Source organism: Brevundimonas sp. LF-1, from assembly GCF_037055305.1.
Classification (GTDB): domain Bacteria; phylum Pseudomonadota; class Alphaproteobacteria; order Caulobacterales; family Caulobacteraceae; genus Brevundimonas; species Brevundimonas sanguinis.
The window spans coordinates 150,995-169,511 of the sequence record NZ_CP146349.1 but is presented as its reverse complement, the minus strand read 5'-3'; the positions used below and the strand labels follow the sequence as shown (position 1 = coordinate 169,511).

Genomic DNA, 18,517 nt, shown 5'->3' with positions numbered 1-18,517 from the left:
GCGCATCTAGCGCTCGCCAGACGGCCGGGCGGTCGCGGCGGGGGCTTGCTCCTGTCGAGGAAAGTCCGGGCTCCACGGTGAAAAGGCGGCGGGTAACGCCCGCCCGGGGCGACCCGAGGGACAGCGCCACAGAAAGCAAACCGCCTGGGCTTCGGCTCAGGGAAGGGTGAAAGGGTGGGGTAAGAGCCCACCGCGTCGGCGGCAACGTCGACGGCACGGCAAGCCCCGCCTGGAGCAAGACCAAATAGGGACATCGCGCGGAGGCTCGCTCCGCAGGGTTCACCGCCCCAGATGTCCGGGTAGGTCGCGAGAGCCGTCCAGCAATGGGCGGCCCAGAGGAATGATCGTCGCCGCCTTCGGGCGGAACAGAACCCGGCTTACAGGCCGTCTGGTGTTTTATTTCGAGGCCCTAAGGGCCGTTCGGCCTGCTTGAGGGCTGATATTCGCCCTACCGCGCGTTCGCGCTGCTGGAGGGCAGTCGCTCTTTTTGACGCCGTCATCCTCGGGCTTGACCCGAGGATCCGGCCGTCCGTCTGCGCGTCGTCGGAGGGCGGGAACGCGCGGGCCGCTCAATCCTCGGGTCAAGCCCGAGGATGACGGTGTGGAGACGAGCGCGGGTCGGCGGCATCGGCTTTGCCATTAACTATTCCGTTGAAATTAAGGCCTTAGAACCCGTCCACAGGCTGTGAATACTCACTTTGTTCCATGTATGTTCTGATTTTACAGTCTTTGCGAGGCCCGGCGAACCGCAAATTAGGTTAAAGGGTGTCAACTAATCCCATTGAGACCCATTGTGTCCCATGCTATCCCAATCGCTCATGAGTAGGGGCCGAACGCCCGACGCGTGGGCTTTCATCAACGGACTTCAGGGACGAGCCGCAGGGTTCGATAGGGCAGGGCGTGTTTCTCTCGACCTACGAGAAGCAGCTGGACGGCAAGCGCCGTCTCCTGATCCCTCAGGAATTCCGCACGGCCGAGAACGGCGCTGAACACGGCGTCTTCTGCTTTCCCTCCATCGAAGCCGATTGCCTGGAAGCGGGCGGCGACAAGCTGTTCGCTGAGTATCGCGCGGTGATCGAAAGCCTGCCCTTCGGCGATCCCTACCGTTCGGCGCTGGAGGCCTCGATCTTCGGCGAGCAGAAGCCGCTGGCCTATGACTCGGGCGGCCGCATCACCCTGCCGGAACATCTTTGCGCCGAGGTCGACCTGACCGACACGGTCGTCATCTACGGCGTCGGCGAACGCTTCCAGATCTGGAACAAGGACAAGTGGGCCGCGCACCGCGCCGAGCAGCGCCGCATGGCGCGCGAGGGCCTCAAGCAGTTCGGCGAGATGCGTCGCCAAGCCCAAGGTCAGGTGATGGCCGCCAAGGCCGGAGGGGCGGCATGACCTCTCCGCACGCCCCCGTCCTGCTGGCCGAAGTGATCGAGGCGCTCGATCCCAAGCCGGGCGATGTCATCATCGACGCCACCTTCGGAGCCGGCGGCTACACCCGCGCCGTCCTCGAGCGCGGGGCCGAGGTCGTGGCGCTGGATCGCGACCCGACGGTGCAGCCTTTCGCCGAGGCCGTGGCGCGCGATTTCCCGGATCGCTTCCAACTGATCCGCACGCCGTTCTCGGGGCTGGCCGAGGCGTTCGAGGAAAGCGGCAAGGCGAAGCTGGACGGCGCCGTCTTCGATATCGGCGTCTCGTCCATGCAGCTGGATCAGGCCGAGCGCGGCTTTTCCTTCATGCGCGACGGGCCGCTGGACATGCGGATGTCCGCCAATTCCGACCATGGGGGCGAAACCGCCGCCGACATCGTCAACACCTGGGATCACGGGCCGCTGGCCCATATCTTCAAGCTGTACGGCGACGAGCGTCAGTCGGGCCGGGTGGCGACCGCCATCCTGCGTCGCCGGGTCGAGCAGCCCTTCACCCGCACGCTCGATCTGGCCGAGGTGGTTGAGAAGGCCCTGGGCGGGCGTCGCGGCGCCGCCATCCATCCGGCCACCCGCGTGTTTCAGGCCCTGCGCATCGCCGTCAACGATGAGCTGGGCGAGCTGGAGCGCGGGCTGGAGGCGGCCGAGGCGACGCTGGCGCCGGGCGGGCGGCTGGTTGTCGTCACCTTCCATTCGCTGGAAGACCGCATAGTCAAAGCCTTCCTGACCGAGCGCACCGGCAATGCGCCGGGCGGCTCGCGCCATGCGCCGGTCGCGGTGGAGACGCGCAAGCCCAGCTTCGACCTGCTGTTCAAGGGCGCGCGCGAGGCGGGCGAGGCCGAACTGGCCGCCAACCCCCGCGCCCGCTCGGCCAAGATCCGCGCCGCCGTGCGGACGCACGCGCCGGCCTGGGGCGCGGCGACGGGGAGGGGCGCATGATCGCCGTGCCCGCCCCGGTCCAACGTTTGTTCGAGTGGAAGGTGCGCGGCGTGCGCTGCGTCGAGATCATCGGCGTGGCCTGCGTCCTGGCCCTGGTCTTCTCGGTCTATATCGCCAAGGCGGCCGCCGCCCGCGAAAGCGCCGAGATCAGCCGCATCGAGCGCGACATTCGGGAAAACCGCCAGCGGGTCCGCCTGCTGCGCGCCGAGGTCACGCGCCTGGAGCAGCCCGCGCGGCTGGAGGCCCTGTCGCGCGAGATCGGACTGGGCCCGGTCGATGTGAAGAAGCAGGCGGGCGAGGCGACCCTGCCCGAAATCGCGCCGCCGCCGGCTGAGAAGCCCGCCGAACAGGCGCCTGCCGCGCCCGCCGCCGCTGCGGAGGCCGTGCAATGAGCGTGCATGACCATCACGGCATGGGCTATCGCGGTCGTCCGCAGGCGACCTTCGGCGGCGCGGTGTCGGCCTGGGGGCGCTGGGTCGCCTCCCTGGTGTGGAACCTGGAGCACTCGTTCGAGCGCGCCCGCGCCGACGCCCGGCCCGAAGAAGACACCCGCGTCCGCATCTTCCTGATCATGGCGGCCTTCTGCGCCGTTTTCGCCTGCCTGGCCTTGGGCGCGGCGCACGCTGCGTTGCTGGCGCCGGCGCGAGGGACGGGGGCGGGCTTTCATCCCGGCGCCCTGACGCGGGCCGATCTGGTGGATCGCAACGGCCAGTTGCTGGCGACCAACATCACCCACTACGGCCTCTATATCGACCCGCGTGAGGTCTGGGACATTCCGGCCGCCAAGGCGCAGCTGCGCCGCGCCTTGCCGCGTATCCCGGCCAAGCGCCTGGACAAGGTGATGAGCGGCGAGCGCCGCCTGATCGTGCTGACCGGCCTGACGCCGTCGGAGCGCCGCGCGGTCCATGCGCTGGCGCTGGGCGGAGTGACGTTCGAGCCCGAAGACCGCCGCGTCTATCCGCTGGGCAGCTCGGCCGTGCATCTGATCGGTCGTTCGGATACGGGCGGCGAGGGCGTCGCGGGCGCCGAACTGGCCTTCAACCAGGAAATCCGCGCGGCGGGCGTCGCGGGCGAGGACTTCCCCTGTCGATCGACCTGCGGGTTCAGGGCGTGGTCGAGAACGAGCTGGCGATCGCCGCTGAGGAACACAAGGTCAAGGGCGCCGTCGCCGTCGTCGCCGACGTGCAGACGGGCGAGATCCTGGCGATGGCCTCGTGGCCGACCTATGACGCCAACCGCCGCAACGCCGCGCCGGAAGAGGCCACGCTGAACCGCGTCGTCTCGGCCCACTATGAGATGGGTTCGGTGTTCAAGAGCTTCACCGTCGCCGCCGGGATCGACACCGGCCGGGCCGACATGAACACCCTGTTCGACGCCTCTCAGGCCCTGCAGATCGGCAAGCGCCGCATCACCGACTTCCACGCCACCAACAAGGTGCTGACGCTGGAGGAGGTCTATCTGCATTCGTCCAACATCGGCACCTCGCGACTGGCGGTCGAGATGGGCGGCGATGTGATGCGCGACTATTTCCGCCGTCTGGGCCTGCTGGACGCGGCTCCGATCGAACTGAAGGAATCAGCCGCCCCGCCCAAGGTGCGCAAGTGGGACGACAGCACCCTGGCGTCGCTGTCCTTCGGCTATGGCGTCATGGTCACGCCGATCCAGTATGTGGCGGCCTATGGCGCGCTGAGCAACGGCGGGCGCTATGTGGCGCCGACCCTGCGCAAGGGCGGCCGTCCGAACGCTCAGACGCATCAGGTCGTCTCGCCCGAGACCTCGGCCGTCATGCTGGACCTGATGCGCCGCAACGTCACGCGCGGTTCGGGCCGGTTCGCCGATGCGCCGGGCCTGCGCATGGGCGGCAAGACGGGTTCGGCCAATAAGCTGGTCAACGGCCGCTATAATCCGGCGGTGGCCGTCGGCTCCTTCGCCGGGGTCTTCCCCGCCGACGGCCCGGTCGACGCCAAGCGCTACACCGTCTTCGTCCTGATGGATGAGCCGGGCGTCTATCCGCGCACCGGCGGCTACGTCGCCGCGCCCGCCGTGGGCCGCATCGCCAACCGGATCGCCGGCTTCCTGGGCGTCGAGCGCAAGGCCGACCGCTGGTCCACCGCGCTGGGCGAAAAGATCCCCGAGTTCCAGGACGTGGAGGGCGACGGCCGATGAGCCTTCCCAGCGCCCACTTGCGTCTCTCCGAACTGCTGCGCCGCGATGTGGCTTCCGACCCGGAGATCACCGCCGTCACCGCCGACAGCCGTCAGGTCGTGCCTGGCGCCCTGTTCGTCGCCTTGCCGGGGACGCAGGCCGACGGCCGCGCCTTCATTCCGCAAGCCTTGGCGAAAGGCGCCGCCGCAGTGCTGGCGCCGTCGGACACGCCTGCGGGCGCGGCGCCGGTCCTGGTCGGATCGGGCGACGTGCACCGGGCCTACGCTATCGCCGCGCGCGCCTTCTACGGCGCCCAGCCGCGCACCTGCGTCGCGATCACCGGCACCAACGGCAAGACCTCGGTCGCCAACTTCTGCCGCCAGATCTGGGCCGGCCTGGGCCTGAAGTCGGCCAGCATGGGCACCCTGGGCGTCGTCGGCCAGAAGGGCGACAAGACCTACGCCCTGACCGGCCCCGGCCTGACCAGCCCCGACGCCGCCGAGGCCGCGCGTCTGCTGGCCGAGCTGGCCCGCAAGGAGGTGACGCACCTGGCGCTCGAAGCCTCGTCCCACGGCATCGACCAGCGGCGCCTGGACGGGGTGGCGATCAAGGCCGCGGGCTTCACCAATCTGACCCAGGACCACCTCGACTATCACGGCACGATGGACGAGTACCGCGCCGCCAAGCTGCGCCTGTTCGAGGCCCTGCTGCCGCGCGGGCGCACGGCGGTCCTGAATGCGGATTCCGACGCCTATTCGGCTTTCGCCTCGGCCTCGATCATGGCCGGGCTGGGCGTGATGGGCGTGGGCGAGCGCGGGCGTGACCTGACCCTGCTGGCGCGCCGGGCGACGCCGGAAGGCCAGCGCCTGAGCATCGACGCGCGCGGCCGGGTGCATGACATTCTGCTGCCTCTCGCGGGCGCCTTCCAGGCGTCGAACGCCCTGGTGGCGGCGGGCCTGTGCATCGCGGGCGGCGAGGATCCCGACCAGGTGATCCCGGCGCTGGAGCTGATTCAGGGCGCGCAGGGCCGCCTGCAACGCATCCCGGGCGGCGCGCGCGGGGGCGAGGTCTATGTCGACTACGCCCACACGCCCGACGGGCTGGAGACGGTGCTGAACGCGCTTCGTCCGCACGCGACGGGCCGCCTGATCGTCGTCTTCGGCGCGGGCGGCGACCGGGATCGGGCCAAGCGTCCGCTGATGGGCGAGATCGCCGGGCGTCTGGCCGACGTGGCTATCGTCACCGACGACAACCCGCGCTCGGAGGACCCCGCCGCCATCCGCGCTCAGGTGCGCGCCGGCTGCCCGGACGCGCTGGAAGTCGGCGACCGCCGCGAGGCCATCCGCCACGCCATATCCCTGATGCGCGAAGGAGATGTGGTCGTGATCGCCGGAAAAGGGCATGAACAGGGTCAGATCGTCGGCGGGGTCGTGCACCCCTTCGACGACGCCGCCGAAGCGACCGAAGCCCTGAAAGATCATGCCTGACGCTCACACGCCGCTCTGGACCGCCGAAGCGATCGCCTCGGCGACCGGCGGCCAACTTCACGGACCCGATGTTCCTGTCTCGGGCCTGACCTACAACAGCCGCGAGATCCAGCCGGGCGACCTGTTCCTGGCCCTGCACGGCGCCCGCGACGGGCATGAGTTCGCCGAGGCCGCCTTTGCGGCGGGGGCGACGGTCGCGCTGGTCGACCGGCTGGTCGAGGGCGGACCGTACGTCCTGGTTCCCGACACCCTGAAGGGGCTGGAGGCGCTGGGCGTCGCCGCGCGCGATCGCGCCCGCCTGCGCGGGGCCGTCACCGGCAGCGTCGGCAAGACCAGCGTGACCCAGGCGATCAAGGCGGGCCTTGATCTGGCGGGGTCCAGCCACGCCTCGATCAAGAGCTACAACAACCACATCGGCGTGCCGCTGACGCTAGCGCGGATGCCGCAGGGCACGGATCGCGCCGTGTTCGAGATCGGCATGAACCACCCGGGCGAGATCGGGCCGCTGTCGCAGCTTGTTCAGCCTCATGCCGCCTGCGTCACCACGGTCGGGCCGGTGCATATCGAGGCCTTCGCCGACGGCGAGGCGGGCGTGGCGCGCGAAAAGGCCGCCATCTTCGAGGGGCTGGCGCCGGGCGGCATCGCCGTGGTCAACGCCGCCGACGCCCACGCCGACATCGTGCGTCAGGGCGCGGGAAAGGCCGGGGCCGTGGTGCGGACCTTCGGCCATGAAGCGGGTTGCAACGCGCGTCTGCTGGACTTCGTCGCCGACAGCGAAGGCGCGACCGTTACGGCTGAACTGGACGGACAGCGCATCGAATATCGCCTCGCCCAGTCGGGCGTGCACTGGGGGCTGAACAGCCTGTGCGTCATCCTGATGCTGCGGGCGCTGGACGTGTCGCTGGAGACGGCCTTGCAGGCGCTGGCGGGCTTCCGGCCGCTGGCGGGCAGGGGGCAGATGAAGACGGTCGCCATCCCGGGCGGCGCCTTCACCCTGATCGACGAGAGCTACAACGCCAATCCGCTGTCGATGAAGGCGGGCTTCGTCAGCCTGGGCGCCAAGCCGGTCGGGCCGGGCGGGCGCCGCGTCGTCGTGCTGAGCGACATGCTGGAGCTGGGCGAGCACAGCCGCGCCCTGCACGAAGGCCTGGCCCCCGCCATCGCCGCGGCTGGGCTAGACCTGGTGCATACGGCCGGGCCGCAGATGCGCCTGCTGCATGAGGCGCTGCCGCCGTCGCTGCGCGGGCAGTGGCGCGAGACCGCCGCCGAGCTGGCCGCCGAGGCCGCCAGCCTGGTCCGGCCGGGCGACGTCGTCATGGTCAAGGGCTCGAACGGATCAAAGGCCTCGCTGGTCGCGGCCGCGCTTGCAAATCTCGGCGTGACCGAACAAGGCAACAACCCCTCAAGCAGCGGCGCGCCGCGCGCGACGCGATAGGGTCACCCAAGAATGTTCTATCTGCTCTATCTCTATTACGCGGACATCGCCCAGGAATATCCGCTGCTGCACCTGATCCAGTATCAGACGGTGCGCGTGGCCCTGGCCATGGCCACGGCCATGATCGTGGCGGTCGCCATGGGCAGCCGCTTCATCAACTGGATCCGCGCCAAGCAGGGCCGCGGCCAGCCGATCCGCGACGACGGCCCCGTCTCGCACCTGTCCAAGGTCGGCACGCCCACGATGGGCGGTCTGATGATCCTGGCGGGCATCGGCGTGGCGGTCTTCCTGTGGGGCGACCTGACCAATCCCTACATCTGGATCGTCTCGGGCGTGACGGCGGCGTTCGGCGTGCTGGGCTTCATCGACGACTACGCCAAGGTGACGAAACAGACCTCGGCCGGGCTGACGTCCAAGCAGAAGCTGGCGGCCCAGGCGGTCGTGGCGGTGATCGCCGGCGTGCTGACGGTGTTGTGGATGACCCAGTCGCCGACCTCGCCGGGGCTTGAGACCTCGATCGCCTTCCCCTTCCTGAAGGCGGTGCTGCTGAACATCGGTTGGTTCTATGTGGCCTTTGCGGCCTTCACCATCATCGGCTTCTCGAACGCGGTGAACCTGACGGACGGTCTGGACGGCCTGGCCATCGTGCCGGTGATGATGGCGGCGGGCGCTTTCGGCATCATCTCATACTTGGTCGGCAACTTCCTGTTCGCCGATTATCTGCAGGTCCACCATGTGCCCGGCGCGGGCGAGCTGGCCATCTTCTGCGCCGCCATCATCGGCGGGGGCATGGGCTTCCTGTGGTACAACGCCCCGCCGGCCAAGATTTTCATGGGCGACACCGGCTCGCTGGCCCTGGGCGGCGCTCTGGGCTCGATGGCCGTGGCGACCAAGCACGAGCTGGTGCTTGGCATCGTCGGCGGCCTGTTCGTGGTGGAGGCGGCCTCGGTCATGATCCAGGTCGGCTACTTCAAGCTGACCGGAAAGCGCATCTTCCTGATGGCGCCGATCCACCACCATTTCGAGAAGATGGGCTGGCCGGAATCCACCGTGGTGATCCGCTTCTGGATCGTCGCCGCCATGCTGGCCCTGGCCGGTCTGGCCACGCTGAAGCTGCGTTGAGCCGATGATCCCCGTTCCCGGCTTCGAGGGGCGTCGCGTTGCGGTCTTCGGCCTGGGGCGGTCGGGGATCACGGCGGCGCGCGCGCTGCAGGCGGGCGGGGCCGTCCCCGTGCTGTGGGACGACGGCGTCTCGGGCCGCATGCAGGCCGAGGCCGAAGGCTTCCTGGTCGAGGATCTGACCCGCGCCGACTGGTCCGGGTTCGCCGCCCTGGTGCTGTCGCCGGGCGCGCCGCTGACCCATCCCAAGCCGCACTGGACTGTCGAGCGCGCCCATGAGGCGGGCGTGCCGGTCATCGGCGATGTGGAGCTGTTCGCGCGGGCGCTGGCCGCCCTGCCGCCGGGGGATCGGCCGCGCGTGGTCGCCATCACCGGCACCAACGGCAAGTCGACGACCACGGCCCTGATCGGCTGGGTGCTGAAGCAGGCGGGCCTCCGCGTCCACATCGGCGGCAACATCGGCATCGGGGTTCTGGCTCTGCCGGAGCCGACGGCGGATGCGGTCTATGTGATCGAGGTGTCGTCCTATCAGTTGGACCTGACGACGGGCTTTGCGCCGGACGTGGCGATCCTGACCAATGTATCGCCGGACCATCTGGACCGCCACGGCGGGATGGAAGGCTATGTCGCCGCCAAGCGCCGCATCTTCCAGGCGCAGGGCGCTGAGGCTCTGGCGCTGGTCGGCGTGGACGAGGAGTGGGGCCAGAAGATCGCGGCGGGCCTGCAAGCGCAGGGGCGGCGGGTTGAGACGGTCGTGTCCGTTCCTTCTCCCCCGAGGGGAGAAGGGTTTTCGGCGGCCGCGGGCGTGTTGATGGCGGGCGGCGAAGTGCTGGCTGACCTGACCGCCGCCCGCTCGCTTCCCGGTCGTCACAACGCCCAGAACGCCGCCTTCGCCTATGCGACCGCGCGAGCGCTGGGCGTGTCGCATGAGGCGGCGGTCGAGGGCCTGCTGACCTTCCCCGGCCTATCGCACCGGATGGAGGCCGTCGGGCGGCTGGGCTCCGTGCGCTTCATCAACGATTCCAAGGCCACGAATGCGGATGCGGCGCGGCAGGCGCTGGCCTCCTACCCGTCCGTCTTCTGGATTGCGGGTGGCAAGGCCAAGGAGGGCGGGATCGACAGCTTGCGCGACCTCTTCCCGTGCGTAACCAAGGTCTATCTGATCGGGGAGGCGGCGGACGCCTTCGCCGTGACCCTGGCCGACACCCCGCACGTCGTCGCCCAGACGATGGAGCGCGCCGTCGAACTGGCCGCCGCCGACGCCGCTGCAGCCGAGGGCGAGCAGGTCGTCCTGCTGTCGCCCGCCTGCGCCAGCTTCGATCAGTTTCCCGATTTCGAGGTCAGGGGCGAGGCGTTCCGCGCCGCCGTCCTGGGACTGGGCGCACGGCCGGAGCCTGCCGCATGACCCACAACAGCTACAGCCATCCCTTCTCGCGCAACGACCAGAGCATGGTGGCGCGCTGGTTCTGGACGGTGGATCGCGGCCTGCTGGGCGCGGCGCTGACGTTGATGGCGCTGGGCGTGGCGCTGAGTTTCGCCTCCAGCCCGGCGGCGATCGGGGCGGATGAATCCATCACCGATCCTTTCCACTACTCGTGGCGGATGATGGTCTTCTCGACCATGGGACTGTTCGTGATGCTGGGCGCGTCGCTGCTGTCGCCGCGCGGCGTGCGGAGGATCGCGGTGCTGGCCCTGATCTGCTCCATCCTGGTCATGGCCGCCCTGCCGATCGTCGGCGACACGGTGAAGGGCGCGGCGCGCTGGATCAATCTGGGGCCGTTCAGCCTGCAGCCGTCGGAGTTCGCCAAGCCGGGCCTGATCGTCTTCGCCGCCTGGATGTTCGCCGAGGCCCAGAAGGGCGAGGGCGTGCCGGGCGTCAGCATCGCCTTCGGCCTGTGGGCGCTGACGGTCGGCCTGTTGCTGATCCAGCCGGACATCGGCCAGACGCTGCTGGTCACCACCACCTTCATGGCCGTCTTCTTCATGGCCGGGGTGCCGCTGAAGTGGGTCGCCGTCATCGCCGCCATGGGAGCGGGCGGGGTGGTGTCGCTGTATTTCATGTTCGGCCACATGCGCGACCGTCTCAGCCGCTTCCTGTCGCCCGAGACGACCGACACCCACCAGATCGACCGCGCCTCCGAGGCCATCCGCAACGGGGGACTGATCGGGCGCGGCATCGGCGAGGGCGTGATGAAGCGCCACGTGCCTGACCTGCACACCGACTTCATCTATTCTGTCGGCGCCGAAGAGTTCGGCCTGGTGCTGTCCTTGATCATGATCGGCCTCTACGCCTTCATCGTCATTCGCGGGATGCGCAAGGCGATGAAGCTGAACGACTCGTTTGAGCAGACGGCGGCGGCGGGGCTGTTCATGCTGATCGGGCTTCAGGCCTGCATCAATGTGGCGGTGAACCTGAACCTGATCCCGACCAAGGGCATGACGCTGCCCTTCATCAGCTATGGCGGCTCGTCCATGATGGCCATGGGGCTGACCATGGGGTTTGCGCTCGCCCTGACCCGGCGCCGTCCGGGCGCCTATGAACTCGGCTCGAACGTCGCCCCGCGCCGTCGCCTGCTGCCGTAAGAGAGTATCGCTCATGATCAAGGTCTGCGTCGTCGCCGCCGGGGGCACCGGCGGCCATATGTTCCCCGCAGAGGCCCTGGCCCGCGAGATGGCGGCGCGCGGCTGGCGCGTGGTGCTGGCCACCGACAAACGCGGCGAGCAGTACGCCCACGCCTTTCCGGCCGAAGAACGCCTGGCGCTGGACGCGGCGACCGGCTCCGGGCCCATCGGCCTGATGAAGGCCGGTCTGGCCATCATGAAGGGCGTCGGCCAGGCCAAGGCCGCGTTCCAGCGCACCGGCGCGGACGTTGTCGTGGGCTTCGGAGGCTATCCGTCGGCGCCGGCCCTGCTGGCGGCGGTGACGACGCGCCGCCCGACCGTGATCCATGAGCAGAACGCGGTGCTGGGCCGCACCAATCGCTATCTGGCGCCCAGCGTGGGCGTGATCGCGGCGGCCTTTCCGACGCTGGGCCGGGCGCCGGACAAGCTGAAGGACCGCGTCCAGCTGGTCGGCAATCCGGTGCGGCCGGACATCCGCGCCCTGTTCGACCGGGCCTATGCCGCCCCGGTCGAGGGTGGGCCGATCCATGTGCTGGTGACAGGCGGCAGTCAGGGCGCCCGCATCCTGTCCGAGACCACGCCGCGCGCGCTGGCGGCCCTGCCCGAGGCCATCCGCAACCGGCTGAAGGTGCAGCAGCAATCGCGGCCCGAGACGCTGGAGGCCGCGCGCCAGATCTACCTCGACGCCGGGATCGAGGCCGAGGTCGCCCCCTTCTTCCGCGACATGGCCGACCGGCTGTCCAAGGCGCATCTGGTGATCGGACGGGCGGGCGCCTCGACCTGTTCGGAGCTGGCGGTGGCGGCACTGCCGTCGGTCCTGATCCCGCTGAAGATCGCGATGGACGACCACCAGACGCTGAACGCGCGGGCTCTAGCCGAGGCGGGCGCCGCGAAGGTGATCGCCGAGGACGACCTGACCGTCGAGACGCTGACGACCGCCCTGACCGCCATCCTGTCCGATCCTGCGGCGCTGGCGGCCATGTCGGCGGCGGCTCGTTCGGTCGCCATCCCCGACGCCGCGCAACGGCTGGCCGATCTGGTGGAGCAGGCGGCTCGATAAGACCCTTCTCCCCGCCGGGGAGAAGGTGGGCGGCGAAGCCGCTCGGATGAGGGGGCGCTTCCCTCATCGAGACGGGTTGATGGGGGTTTGCGTCATTTGGCGTCCCCCTCAACCGTCTCGCTGCGCGAGCCACCTTCTCCCCCGGCGGGGAGAAGGGCTATGGTCTAGCCATGCCCCAGTTCGTGCTCGACCTGACCAACACCGTCTTCGCCCTCTGGCGTCAGTTTCACTGGCTGCCCAAGTGGGCGGTGATCTCGATCATCACGGTCGTCTTCGTCTTCATCGGCTGGGCCGCCAACCAGGTGGTGTTCGCCCTGTTGAGGCTGGCGGTGCGCAACCGCGACGCCTTCTGGAAGGGGATGCTGAAGCGCGCCCGGCTGAAGGTGCGGCTGGCGGTGATGATCATCGCCCTGGCGCTGGCGGTCACGGTGTCGCCCCTGGCGCCCGAACCGTCGCTGTTCATCCGCCGGACCCTGCTGTTCTGCTTCATCCTGGTGTCCGGGTGGATGCTGGCCGGCGCGGTGGACATGGGCGCCATCGTCCACCTGAAGAAGTTCAACATGGAGGCAGAGGACAACCTCTACGCCCGCAAGCACGTCACGCAGACGCGCATCCTGCAGCGGGTCGCCGCCATATTGATCGGCCTGATCACCCTGGGGCTGGCGCTGCTGACCATTCCAGGCGTCAAGCAGTGGGGCCTGTCGCTGCTGGCCTCGGCGGGCGTGGTCGGCATCGTCGCCGGTCTGGCGCTGCAGCCCTTCCTGACCAATCTGATCGCGGGCATCCAGATCGCCACCGCCCAGCCGATCCGCCTGGACGACGCCGTCATCGTCGAGGGCGAGTGGGGCCGGGTCGAGGAAATCACCTCGACCTATGTGGTGGTCAAGCTGTGGGACTGGCGGCGCATGGTGCTGCCGCTGACCTACTTCATCCAGAAGCCGTTCCAGAACTGGACGCGCGAGGATCGCGCCTGATCGGCGTGGTCTTCCTCTACGTCGACTACGAGGCCCCGATCGAACGTCTGCGGGTGAAGCTGGAGCAGATCGCCCACGGCTCGCCGCACTGGGATGGCGACGTCGTGGCCCTGCAGGTCACCGACATCACCGAACGCACGGCCCAGGTCCGCTGCCTGACCAGCGCGCGCAACGCCTCGGTCGCCTTCGATCTGCGGGCCGAGGTGCGCGAGAAGATGCTGGCCTTCATGCGCGACGAATGCCGCGAGGCCCTGCCGCGCGACCGCGTCGACCTGGACCGCGAGGAACGCGGCGGCCTGCGCCTGAAGCCGGAAACGCCCTGACGATCAAGAAGCGATCTTAGGGGGCTAGCCGGGCGCGGCCGATCCACACCGCCGCGTCCGTGGAGGTCGCCTCCACCGCCGGAACAGCCTTTCCGCACGCCGCAGCGGCCAGCGCCGAGGCGTCCTGACCCGGCGTGATCGGGGCCGGCGGCGCATTCTCGGGCGTGACAGGGCCTTCGGTCCCATCTGCGCGCAGCGACGCGAAGTCCAGCCGGTCGGCCGTCCAGGCGGCGCAGTCGAATCGCCACCACGACCAGCCGCCGACATAGGCGACGCCGCCGATCAGCATGTCCTCGCGGCTGATCTGCAGCGATCGCATCCGCACGACATTGGCGCCCTCGTCGGGCTGCGGCATGATCGACGCCAGATCGGCGAAGACGGCGAACCGGTTGCCGCTGGCAAAGGCCAACAGCGGGGGCGGCGCGGCTTCGACGGCCGGCGGCGGCGGGGCGATGGTCAGCATGCTGGCTCCGAGGTGCGCCGGTGTTCGGTTTGGATTAACCCTGTCCGCATACCCGATGTTGAAACGGCCAGGCTAGACAGCCGTCATGTATTACGCGCCGCCCGGTTTTGACCCCTCCGGCCCGCCGCCGGACCGACGTCGGCGGCCGCGCGCGCCATTTCGCCAGACGCGCCGGCCAGACGAGCGGATCACCCTGCTGGGCGAGCCGGTCGATCTGGTCCGCCCCGAAGAGGTGCTGCTGCATCTGGAGCGCAGCGTGGACGCGGGCGTGCAGTCCATCGTCGCCAACCACAATCTGCACAGTCTCTATCTGATCCGGCGCACGCCGGGGATGCGGCGTCTGTACGAGGCGGCCGATCTGATCGAGCTGGACTCCACGCCTCTGATCCATTTCGCCCGTCTGCTGGGCTATCCGGCGCGGCCGCAGCACCGCTGCACCTATCTGGACTGGCGCGATCATTTCTGGAGCCTGGCCGACCGCAAGGGCTGGCGCGTCCTCTATGTCGGCGGCGCCGACGGCGTGGCGGAAGAGGCGGCGCGGCGCCTGACGGCCCGCTATCCGCGCGCGACGGTAAAGGGGCTAAGCGGCTATTTCGACGCTACGCCGGGGTCCTTGGGCAATACCGCGGTCCTGGCGGCGATCAGGGACTTCGCCCCCCACGTGCTGTTCGTCGGCATGGGGATGCCGCGTCAGGAACTGTGGATCGCGGACAATCTGGCTTCGCTGCCGGCGGTCCCGATCCTGCCGGTCGGCGCCGCCTTCGACTATGAGGCCGGGGTGCAGAAGGCCGCCCCCGCTGGATGGGGCGGCTGGGCGTCGAATGGCTGTTCCGCCTGTTCGCCGATCCCAAGCGGCTGTTTGCACGCTACTGCATCGAGCCCTGGTTCCTGATCGGGCCGGCGCTGGCCGACGTACGCGCGGCCATGCGGCGCCGAAAACGCTGAGCTTTTCCTCCCCATGAAATGGGGAGGGGGACCGCGTAGCGGTGGAGGGGCTCTGCGACAGCGGAACCAAGCGGCCCCTCCGTCTCGGCGGCTGCGCCGCCGATCCACCTCCCCATGACATGGGGAGGAGAGGCGACCTCTACGCCGTGACGATCTCCTCGGCCTGTTGCAGGTCGACGCTGACCAACTGGCTCATGCCGCGTTCGGGCATGGTGACGCCGTAGAGGCGATCCATCCGGCTCATGGTGACGGGGTTGTGGGTGATGACGATGAAGCGGGTGTCGGTGCGGCTGCGCATCTCGTGCAGCATCCGGCAGAAGCGGTCGACGTTGGCGTCGTCCAACGGCGCGTCGACCTCGTCCAGCACGCAAACCGGCGCCGGATTGGCCAGGAAGACGCCGAAGATCAGCGCCGCCGCCGTCAGGGCCTGTTCGCCGCCGCTCATCAGGCTCATGACCGACAGCCGCTTGCCGGGCGGGCAGGCGTAGATTTCCAGCCCCGCCTCCAGCGGATCGTCGCTCTCGACCAGCTTCAGCTCGGCCTGACCGCCGCCGAACAGCGCCTCGAAGAGGGTCTTGAAGTTGGTGTTGATGACGTCGAAGGCGGCGATCAGCCGCTCGCGCCCCTCGGCGTTCAGTTCGTCGATGCCGTCACGCAGCTTGGCGATCGCCTGCGTCAGGTCGATGCGCTCGGTCTTCATGGCGCTGAGCCGGTCGCCGTATTCGGCCGCCTCTTCCTCCGCGCGCAGGTTGACGGCGCCCAGCGCCTCGCGCTCGCGCTCCAGACCATAGAGCAGGCTTTCGGCACCCGCCGCGTCGGGCGGGCGGGCGATGGCGTCGTCGGTCAGCTTCCGGCCCAGTTCCTCGGGCGACATCTGCGCCGTCTCGCGGATGTTGGCCGCGCTCTCGGCCAGCTTTTCGGCGGCCGCCTCGGCGCGGGCGGACAGGCCCGCCCGGCTTTCGCGGGCCTGAGAGGCGGCGGTTTCGGCCGCGCGGGCGGCGCGGTCGGCCTCCTGCGCGCCGGCCTCCGCGGTCGCGACGGCGTCGGTCGCCGCCTGCTTGCGCTTTTCGGCCTCGGCCAGGGCGTCCATCAGGGCGTTGCGCTGCTCGGCGAAACCGGCGGGCGCGGCTTCGGCCTTCGTCAGGGAGCTTTGCGCCTTCTCCGCATCGCGCTCCAGCGTCTTGAGGCGGGCGGCGCTGTCGCTGGATCGCGTGACCCAGCCTTCGCGGGCGCGGGTCAGACTGCCCAGCCGCTGTTCGCGTATGGCGCGGTCGCGGGCTTCCTCGTCGCGGGTCGAACGGGCGGCCTGCGCCGCCAGCCGGGCGCGTTCGGCCCCGCCGCGCGCCTCGGTCAGCTCCTGACGCAGGCCGACGACGACATCGGAAGACGACTCCACCGAACTGGCCTCGGCGAAGGCGGCCTCGGCCTCCTGCACCTCGCCGTTCAGCCGGGCGACCGTCTCGTCCAGCGATTGGGCGCGGGCCTCCTTGCGGGCTTGATCGCGCATCAGGGATTCCAGCCGGTCGCGGGCGGAGACGACCTGTTTGTCCAGCGTGAAGGGGCGCAGGCGCGCGGCCTTCACCTCTTCCTCGGCGGCGCGGAAGGCTTCGCCCGCCGCCTTCAGCGCGGCTTGCGCCGTCTCCAGAGCCGGCCTGCCGAGGTCGATCTCGGCTTCCAGTTCCGACAGGCGGGTGCGTTGGGCCAGACGCACCGCGGCGGGGCGCGGCGCCTCGGCGCGGCTGACGAAGCCGTCCCAGCGATAGAGGTCGCCCTCAACCGTCGTCAGGCGCGCGCCGCGCGGCAGGGCGCGGGCCAGTTCGGCGATCCGCTCTCGCGGGGCCACGCCGCAGAAAGCCAAACGCGCCGCCAGCTGATCCGGCGCCGTCACGTGGGCGGACAGGGGCTCAACCTCTTGCGGCCAGTGCGGCGGCGCCGCCTCGGCGCCCGCCCAGTGCGCCGGCGCGCGTGCGTCCAGCGCCGCGTCCAGATCATCGCCCAGCGCCGCCGCCAGCGCGGCCTCATACCCCTTGGCCGCCGACACCTGATCCAGCGCCGGAGGGTGCTCGCGCTTGCCCGTGACCAGCAGTTGCGCCAGTCCGCGCGCCTCGGTCTGCAGACGGCCCAGCTGGTCCTCGGCGGCGCGGGCGGCCGTGCGCGCCTCCTGCTCGGCGCGGGCGATGTCGCTGCGGTTCGCCTCAGCGGCCTCGACGGCCTCGCGCGCGGCGGCCAGTTCGGTCTGGGCGGTTTCCAGCGCGGCCTTGGCCGTTTCGATCTCGGGCGTCTCCAGCGGGCCGAGGGCCTCGCGTTCGCGGCGGGCCTGTTCGTGCTGGGCTTTCACCCGCGCCAGCCGGGCCTCGGCGTCGCGCTTCCTCGCGCTTTCGGCGTTGGCGCGGGCTTCGACGGCGGCCAGCGTCCCGGCCAGCCGTTCGACCTCGGCGTCGGCGGCCTTGCGCGCGTCTTCGGCTTCCAGCAGGGCGCGTTCCAGTTCGGGGCCGCGCTCGGGGGCGGCGGCGATCTCGGCCTTCAGCTTCTCCAGCTCGCGGTCCAGCCGTTCCAGTTCGCGCCCGGCGTCGGCGGCCATGCCGTCCTCGCGCGCGCGGTCGGCCTCGATGCGGGCGACCTCGGCCTTCAGGCGGTCGACCTCGGCACGCGCGGCCTGTTCGGCCATGTCGAGCCGGTCGCGCTCGATGATGGCGCGGTTCAGCAGGGCGGTGGCCACCGCGTCTTCCTCGCGCGCAGGCTTCAGGCCTTCCTGAGCGTTCAGCGCCGCCGTCTGGGCCGCCGCCGCCGCCGTGGTCGTTTCGGCCACCAGCCGGTCGGCCTCGCGCAGTTCGGCCGCCGCCGTCTCGGCCGCCGCCTTGGCGTCTGTCCAGCGGACGTAGAGCAGGGCCGCCTGCAGGGCGCGGATCTCGGCCGAGATCTTCTTGTATTTCTCGGCCTGACGCGCCTCGCGCTTCAGCCGGTTCAGTGTTGACTCCAGCTCCTTGCCGATGTCGTCCAGCCGGTCGAGGTTGGTCTCGGCCGCCCGCAGCCGCAGCTCCGCCTCATGGCGCCGGGTGTGCAGGCCCGCCACGCCCCCGGCCTCTTCAAGGATGCGGCGGCGGTTCTGGGGCTTGGCGGCGATCAGTTCGCTGATCTGGCCCTGGCGCACCAGGGCCGGGCTGTTGGCGCCGGTCGAGGCGTCGGCGAACAGCAGCTGCACGTCGCGCGCCCGCACCTCCTTGCCGTTGATGCGATAGGTCGAGCCGCGCCCGCGCTCGATCCGGCGCGAGACCTCCAGCATCGGGCTGTCGGTGAAGGGCTGGGGCGCGCGCTTGCTGGCGTTGTCGATGGTCAGCTGGACTTCGGCGTGGTTGCGCGGCGGACGACCCGCAGCGCCCGCGAAGATCACGTCCTCCATGCCCTGGCCGCGCATGGCCTTGGCCGAGTTGGCGCCCATGACCCAGCGCAGGCTCTCCAGAACGTTCGACTTGCCGCAGCCGTTCGGCCCGACGATGCCGGTCAGACCGGCCTCGATGTGCACCTCGGCCGGGTCGACGAAGGATTTGAAGCCGACGAGCCGGAGGCGCTGGAACTGCATCGCG

The 18,517-nt window shown here is 69.9% G+C and carries 14 protein-coding genes, 1 other RNA gene and 2 pseudogenes; 15 read left to right on the top strand and 2 right to left on the bottom strand.

Annotation, left to right across the window (positions count from 1 at the left end; all coding sequences use genetic code 11):
- Positions 1-16 precede the first annotated feature (16 nt).
- The 13 genes and pseudogenes from rnpB to V8F63_RS00830 all read left to right on the top strand — a co-directional run bounded on the left by rnpB (position 17) and on the right by V8F63_RS00830 (position 13,525).
- An RNA gene (gene rnpB, locus V8F63_RS00890) (RNase P RNA component class A) lies at positions 17-396 on the top strand.
- A 504-nt stretch (positions 397-900) separates the two neighbouring features.
- Entirely contained in the window at positions 901-1,389 is a 489-nt protein-coding gene (locus V8F63_RS00885) for a division/cell wall cluster transcriptional repressor MraZ (protein ID WP_392354221.1), read from the top strand.
- Positions 1,386-2,360 (top strand): 16S rRNA (cytosine(1402)-N(4))-methyltransferase RsmH, encoded by a 975-nt coding sequence (gene rsmH, locus V8F63_RS00880; protein WP_392354220.1) that lies wholly within the window; start codon positions 1,386-1,388, stop codon positions 2,358-2,360. Before V8F63_RS00885 ends, rsmH begins: the two co-directional genes overlap by 4 nt.
- Complete coding sequence (locus V8F63_RS00875) at positions 2,357-2,752, top strand: cell division protein (protein WP_303683276.1); 396 nt, start codon at positions 2,357-2,359, stop codon at positions 2,750-2,752. The genes rsmH and V8F63_RS00875 overlap by 4 nt, the downstream gene beginning before the upstream one ends.
- A 20-nt stretch (positions 2,753-2,772) precedes the next feature.
- Positions 2,773-4,526 (top strand): annotated as a pseudogene (locus V8F63_RS00870) (penicillin-binding protein 2).
- Positions 4,523-5,992 (top strand): UDP-N-acetylmuramoyl-L-alanyl-D-glutamate--2,6-diaminopimelate ligase, encoded by a 1,470-nt coding sequence (locus V8F63_RS00865; RefSeq protein ID WP_392354219.1) that lies wholly within the window; start codon positions 4,523-4,525, stop codon positions 5,990-5,992. The pseudogene V8F63_RS00870 and the gene V8F63_RS00865 overlap by 4 nt, the downstream one beginning before the upstream one ends.
- Positions 5,985-7,427: a UDP-N-acetylmuramoyl-tripeptide--D-alanyl-D-alanine ligase gene (gene murF, locus V8F63_RS00860; protein ID WP_392354218.1), complete on the top strand. Its 1,443-nt coding sequence runs from the start codon at positions 5,985-5,987 to the stop codon at positions 7,425-7,427. The genes V8F63_RS00865 and murF overlap by 8 nt, the downstream gene beginning before the upstream one ends.
- Positions 7,428-7,439: 12 nt before the next feature.
- Complete coding sequence (mraY, locus tag V8F63_RS00855; protein WP_025977769.1) at positions 7,440-8,549, top strand: phospho-N-acetylmuramoyl-pentapeptide-transferase; 1,110 nt, start codon at positions 7,440-7,442, stop codon at positions 8,547-8,549.
- Positions 8,550-8,553: 4 nt separating this feature from the next.
- A complete protein-coding gene (gene murD, locus V8F63_RS00850) occupies positions 8,554-9,951 on the top strand; it encodes a UDP-N-acetylmuramoyl-L-alanine--D-glutamate ligase (RefSeq protein ID WP_392354217.1) in 1,398 nt (465 codons plus the stop codon).
- Entirely contained in the window at positions 9,948-11,129 is a 1,182-nt protein-coding gene (gene ftsW, locus V8F63_RS00845; RefSeq protein WP_025976219.1) for a putative lipid II flippase FtsW, read from the top strand. The genes murD and ftsW overlap by 4 nt, the downstream gene beginning before the upstream one ends.
- Before the next feature lie 13 nt (positions 11,130-11,142).
- Positions 11,143-12,228: an undecaprenyldiphospho-muramoylpentapeptide beta-N-acetylglucosaminyltransferase gene (gene murG, locus V8F63_RS00840; protein WP_392354216.1), complete on the top strand. Its 1,086-nt coding sequence runs from the start codon at positions 11,143-11,145 to the stop codon at positions 12,226-12,228.
- 170 nt (positions 12,229-12,398) lie between these two features.
- Entirely contained in the window at positions 12,399-13,202 is an 804-nt protein-coding gene (locus V8F63_RS00835; protein WP_392354215.1) for a mechanosensitive ion channel family protein, read from the top strand.
- Between the two features lie 5 nt (positions 13,203-13,207).
- Positions 13,208-13,525 (top strand): hypothetical protein, encoded by a 318-nt coding sequence (locus V8F63_RS00830; protein ID WP_392354214.1) that lies wholly within the window; start codon positions 13,208-13,210, stop codon positions 13,523-13,525.
- A 16-nt stretch (positions 13,526-13,541) separates the two neighbouring features.
- On the opposite strand, the gene V8F63_RS00825 is transcribed toward V8F63_RS00830, so the two are convergent.
- Positions 13,542-13,988 (bottom strand): hypothetical protein, encoded by a 447-nt coding sequence (locus V8F63_RS00825; RefSeq protein WP_392354213.1) that lies wholly within the window; start codon positions 13,986-13,988, stop codon positions 13,542-13,544.
- Between the two features lie 85 nt (positions 13,989-14,073).
- Here V8F63_RS00825 and V8F63_RS00820 point away from each other — a divergent pair.
- Together V8F63_RS00820 and V8F63_RS00815 are read left to right on the top strand one after the other, a co-directional pair.
- Positions 14,074-14,733 (top strand): annotated as a pseudogene (locus tag V8F63_RS00820) (WecB/TagA/CpsF family glycosyltransferase); the annotation flags it as partial.
- Positions 14,734-14,789: 56 nt separating this feature from the next.
- Complete coding sequence (locus tag V8F63_RS00815; RefSeq protein WP_392354212.1) at positions 14,790-14,933, top strand: hypothetical protein; 144 nt, start codon at positions 14,790-14,792, stop codon at positions 14,931-14,933.
- A gap of 139 nt (positions 14,934-15,072) precedes the next feature.
- Here the strand turns inward: V8F63_RS00815 and smc are convergent, their stop codons facing one another.
- Entirely contained in the window at positions 15,073-18,513 is a 3,441-nt protein-coding gene (gene smc, locus V8F63_RS00810) for a chromosome segregation protein SMC (RefSeq protein ID WP_392354211.1), read from the bottom strand.
- Positions 18,514-18,517 lie beyond the last annotated feature (4 nt).

Bases quoted from the DNA above. Each gene is read 5' to 3' on its own strand.
- mraY (WP_025977769.1), top strand. From the start codon at position 7,440: ATGTTCTATCTGCTCTATCTCTATTACGCGGACATCGCCCAGGAATAT.
- murG (WP_392354216.1), top strand. From the start codon at position 11,143: ATGATCAAGGTCTGCGTCGTCGCCGCCGGGGGCACCGGCGGCCATATG.
- rsmH (WP_392354220.1), top strand. From the start codon at position 1,386: ATGACCTCTCCGCACGCCCCCGTCCTGCTGGCCGAAGTGATCGAGGCG.
- V8F63_RS00835 (WP_392354215.1), top strand. From the start codon at position 12,399: ATGCCCCAGTTCGTGCTCGACCTGACCAACACCGTCTTCGCCCTCTGG.
- ftsW (WP_025976219.1), top strand. From the start codon at position 9,948: ATGACCCACAACAGCTACAGCCATCCCTTCTCGCGCAACGACCAGAGC.
- V8F63_RS00825 (WP_392354213.1), bottom strand. From the start codon at position 13,988: ATGCTGACCATCGCCCCGCCGCCGCCGGCCGTCGAAGCCGCGCCGCCC.
- murD (WP_392354217.1), top strand. From the start codon at position 8,554: ATGATCCCCGTTCCCGGCTTCGAGGGGCGTCGCGTTGCGGTCTTCGGC.
- murF (WP_392354218.1), top strand. From the start codon at position 5,985: ATGCCTGACGCTCACACGCCGCTCTGGACCGCCGAAGCGATCGCCTCG.
- V8F63_RS00865 (WP_392354219.1), top strand. From the start codon at position 4,523: ATGAGCCTTCCCAGCGCCCACTTGCGTCTCTCCGAACTGCTGCGCCGC.
- V8F63_RS00875 (WP_303683276.1), top strand. From the start codon at position 2,357: ATGATCGCCGTGCCCGCCCCGGTCCAACGTTTGTTCGAGTGGAAGGTG.
- smc (WP_392354211.1), bottom strand. From the start codon at position 18,513: ATGCAGTTCCAGCGCCTCCGGCTCGTCGGCTTCAAATCCTTCGTCGAC.
- V8F63_RS00815 (WP_392354212.1), top strand. From the start codon at position 14,790: ATGGGGCGGCTGGGCGTCGAATGGCTGTTCCGCCTGTTCGCCGATCCC.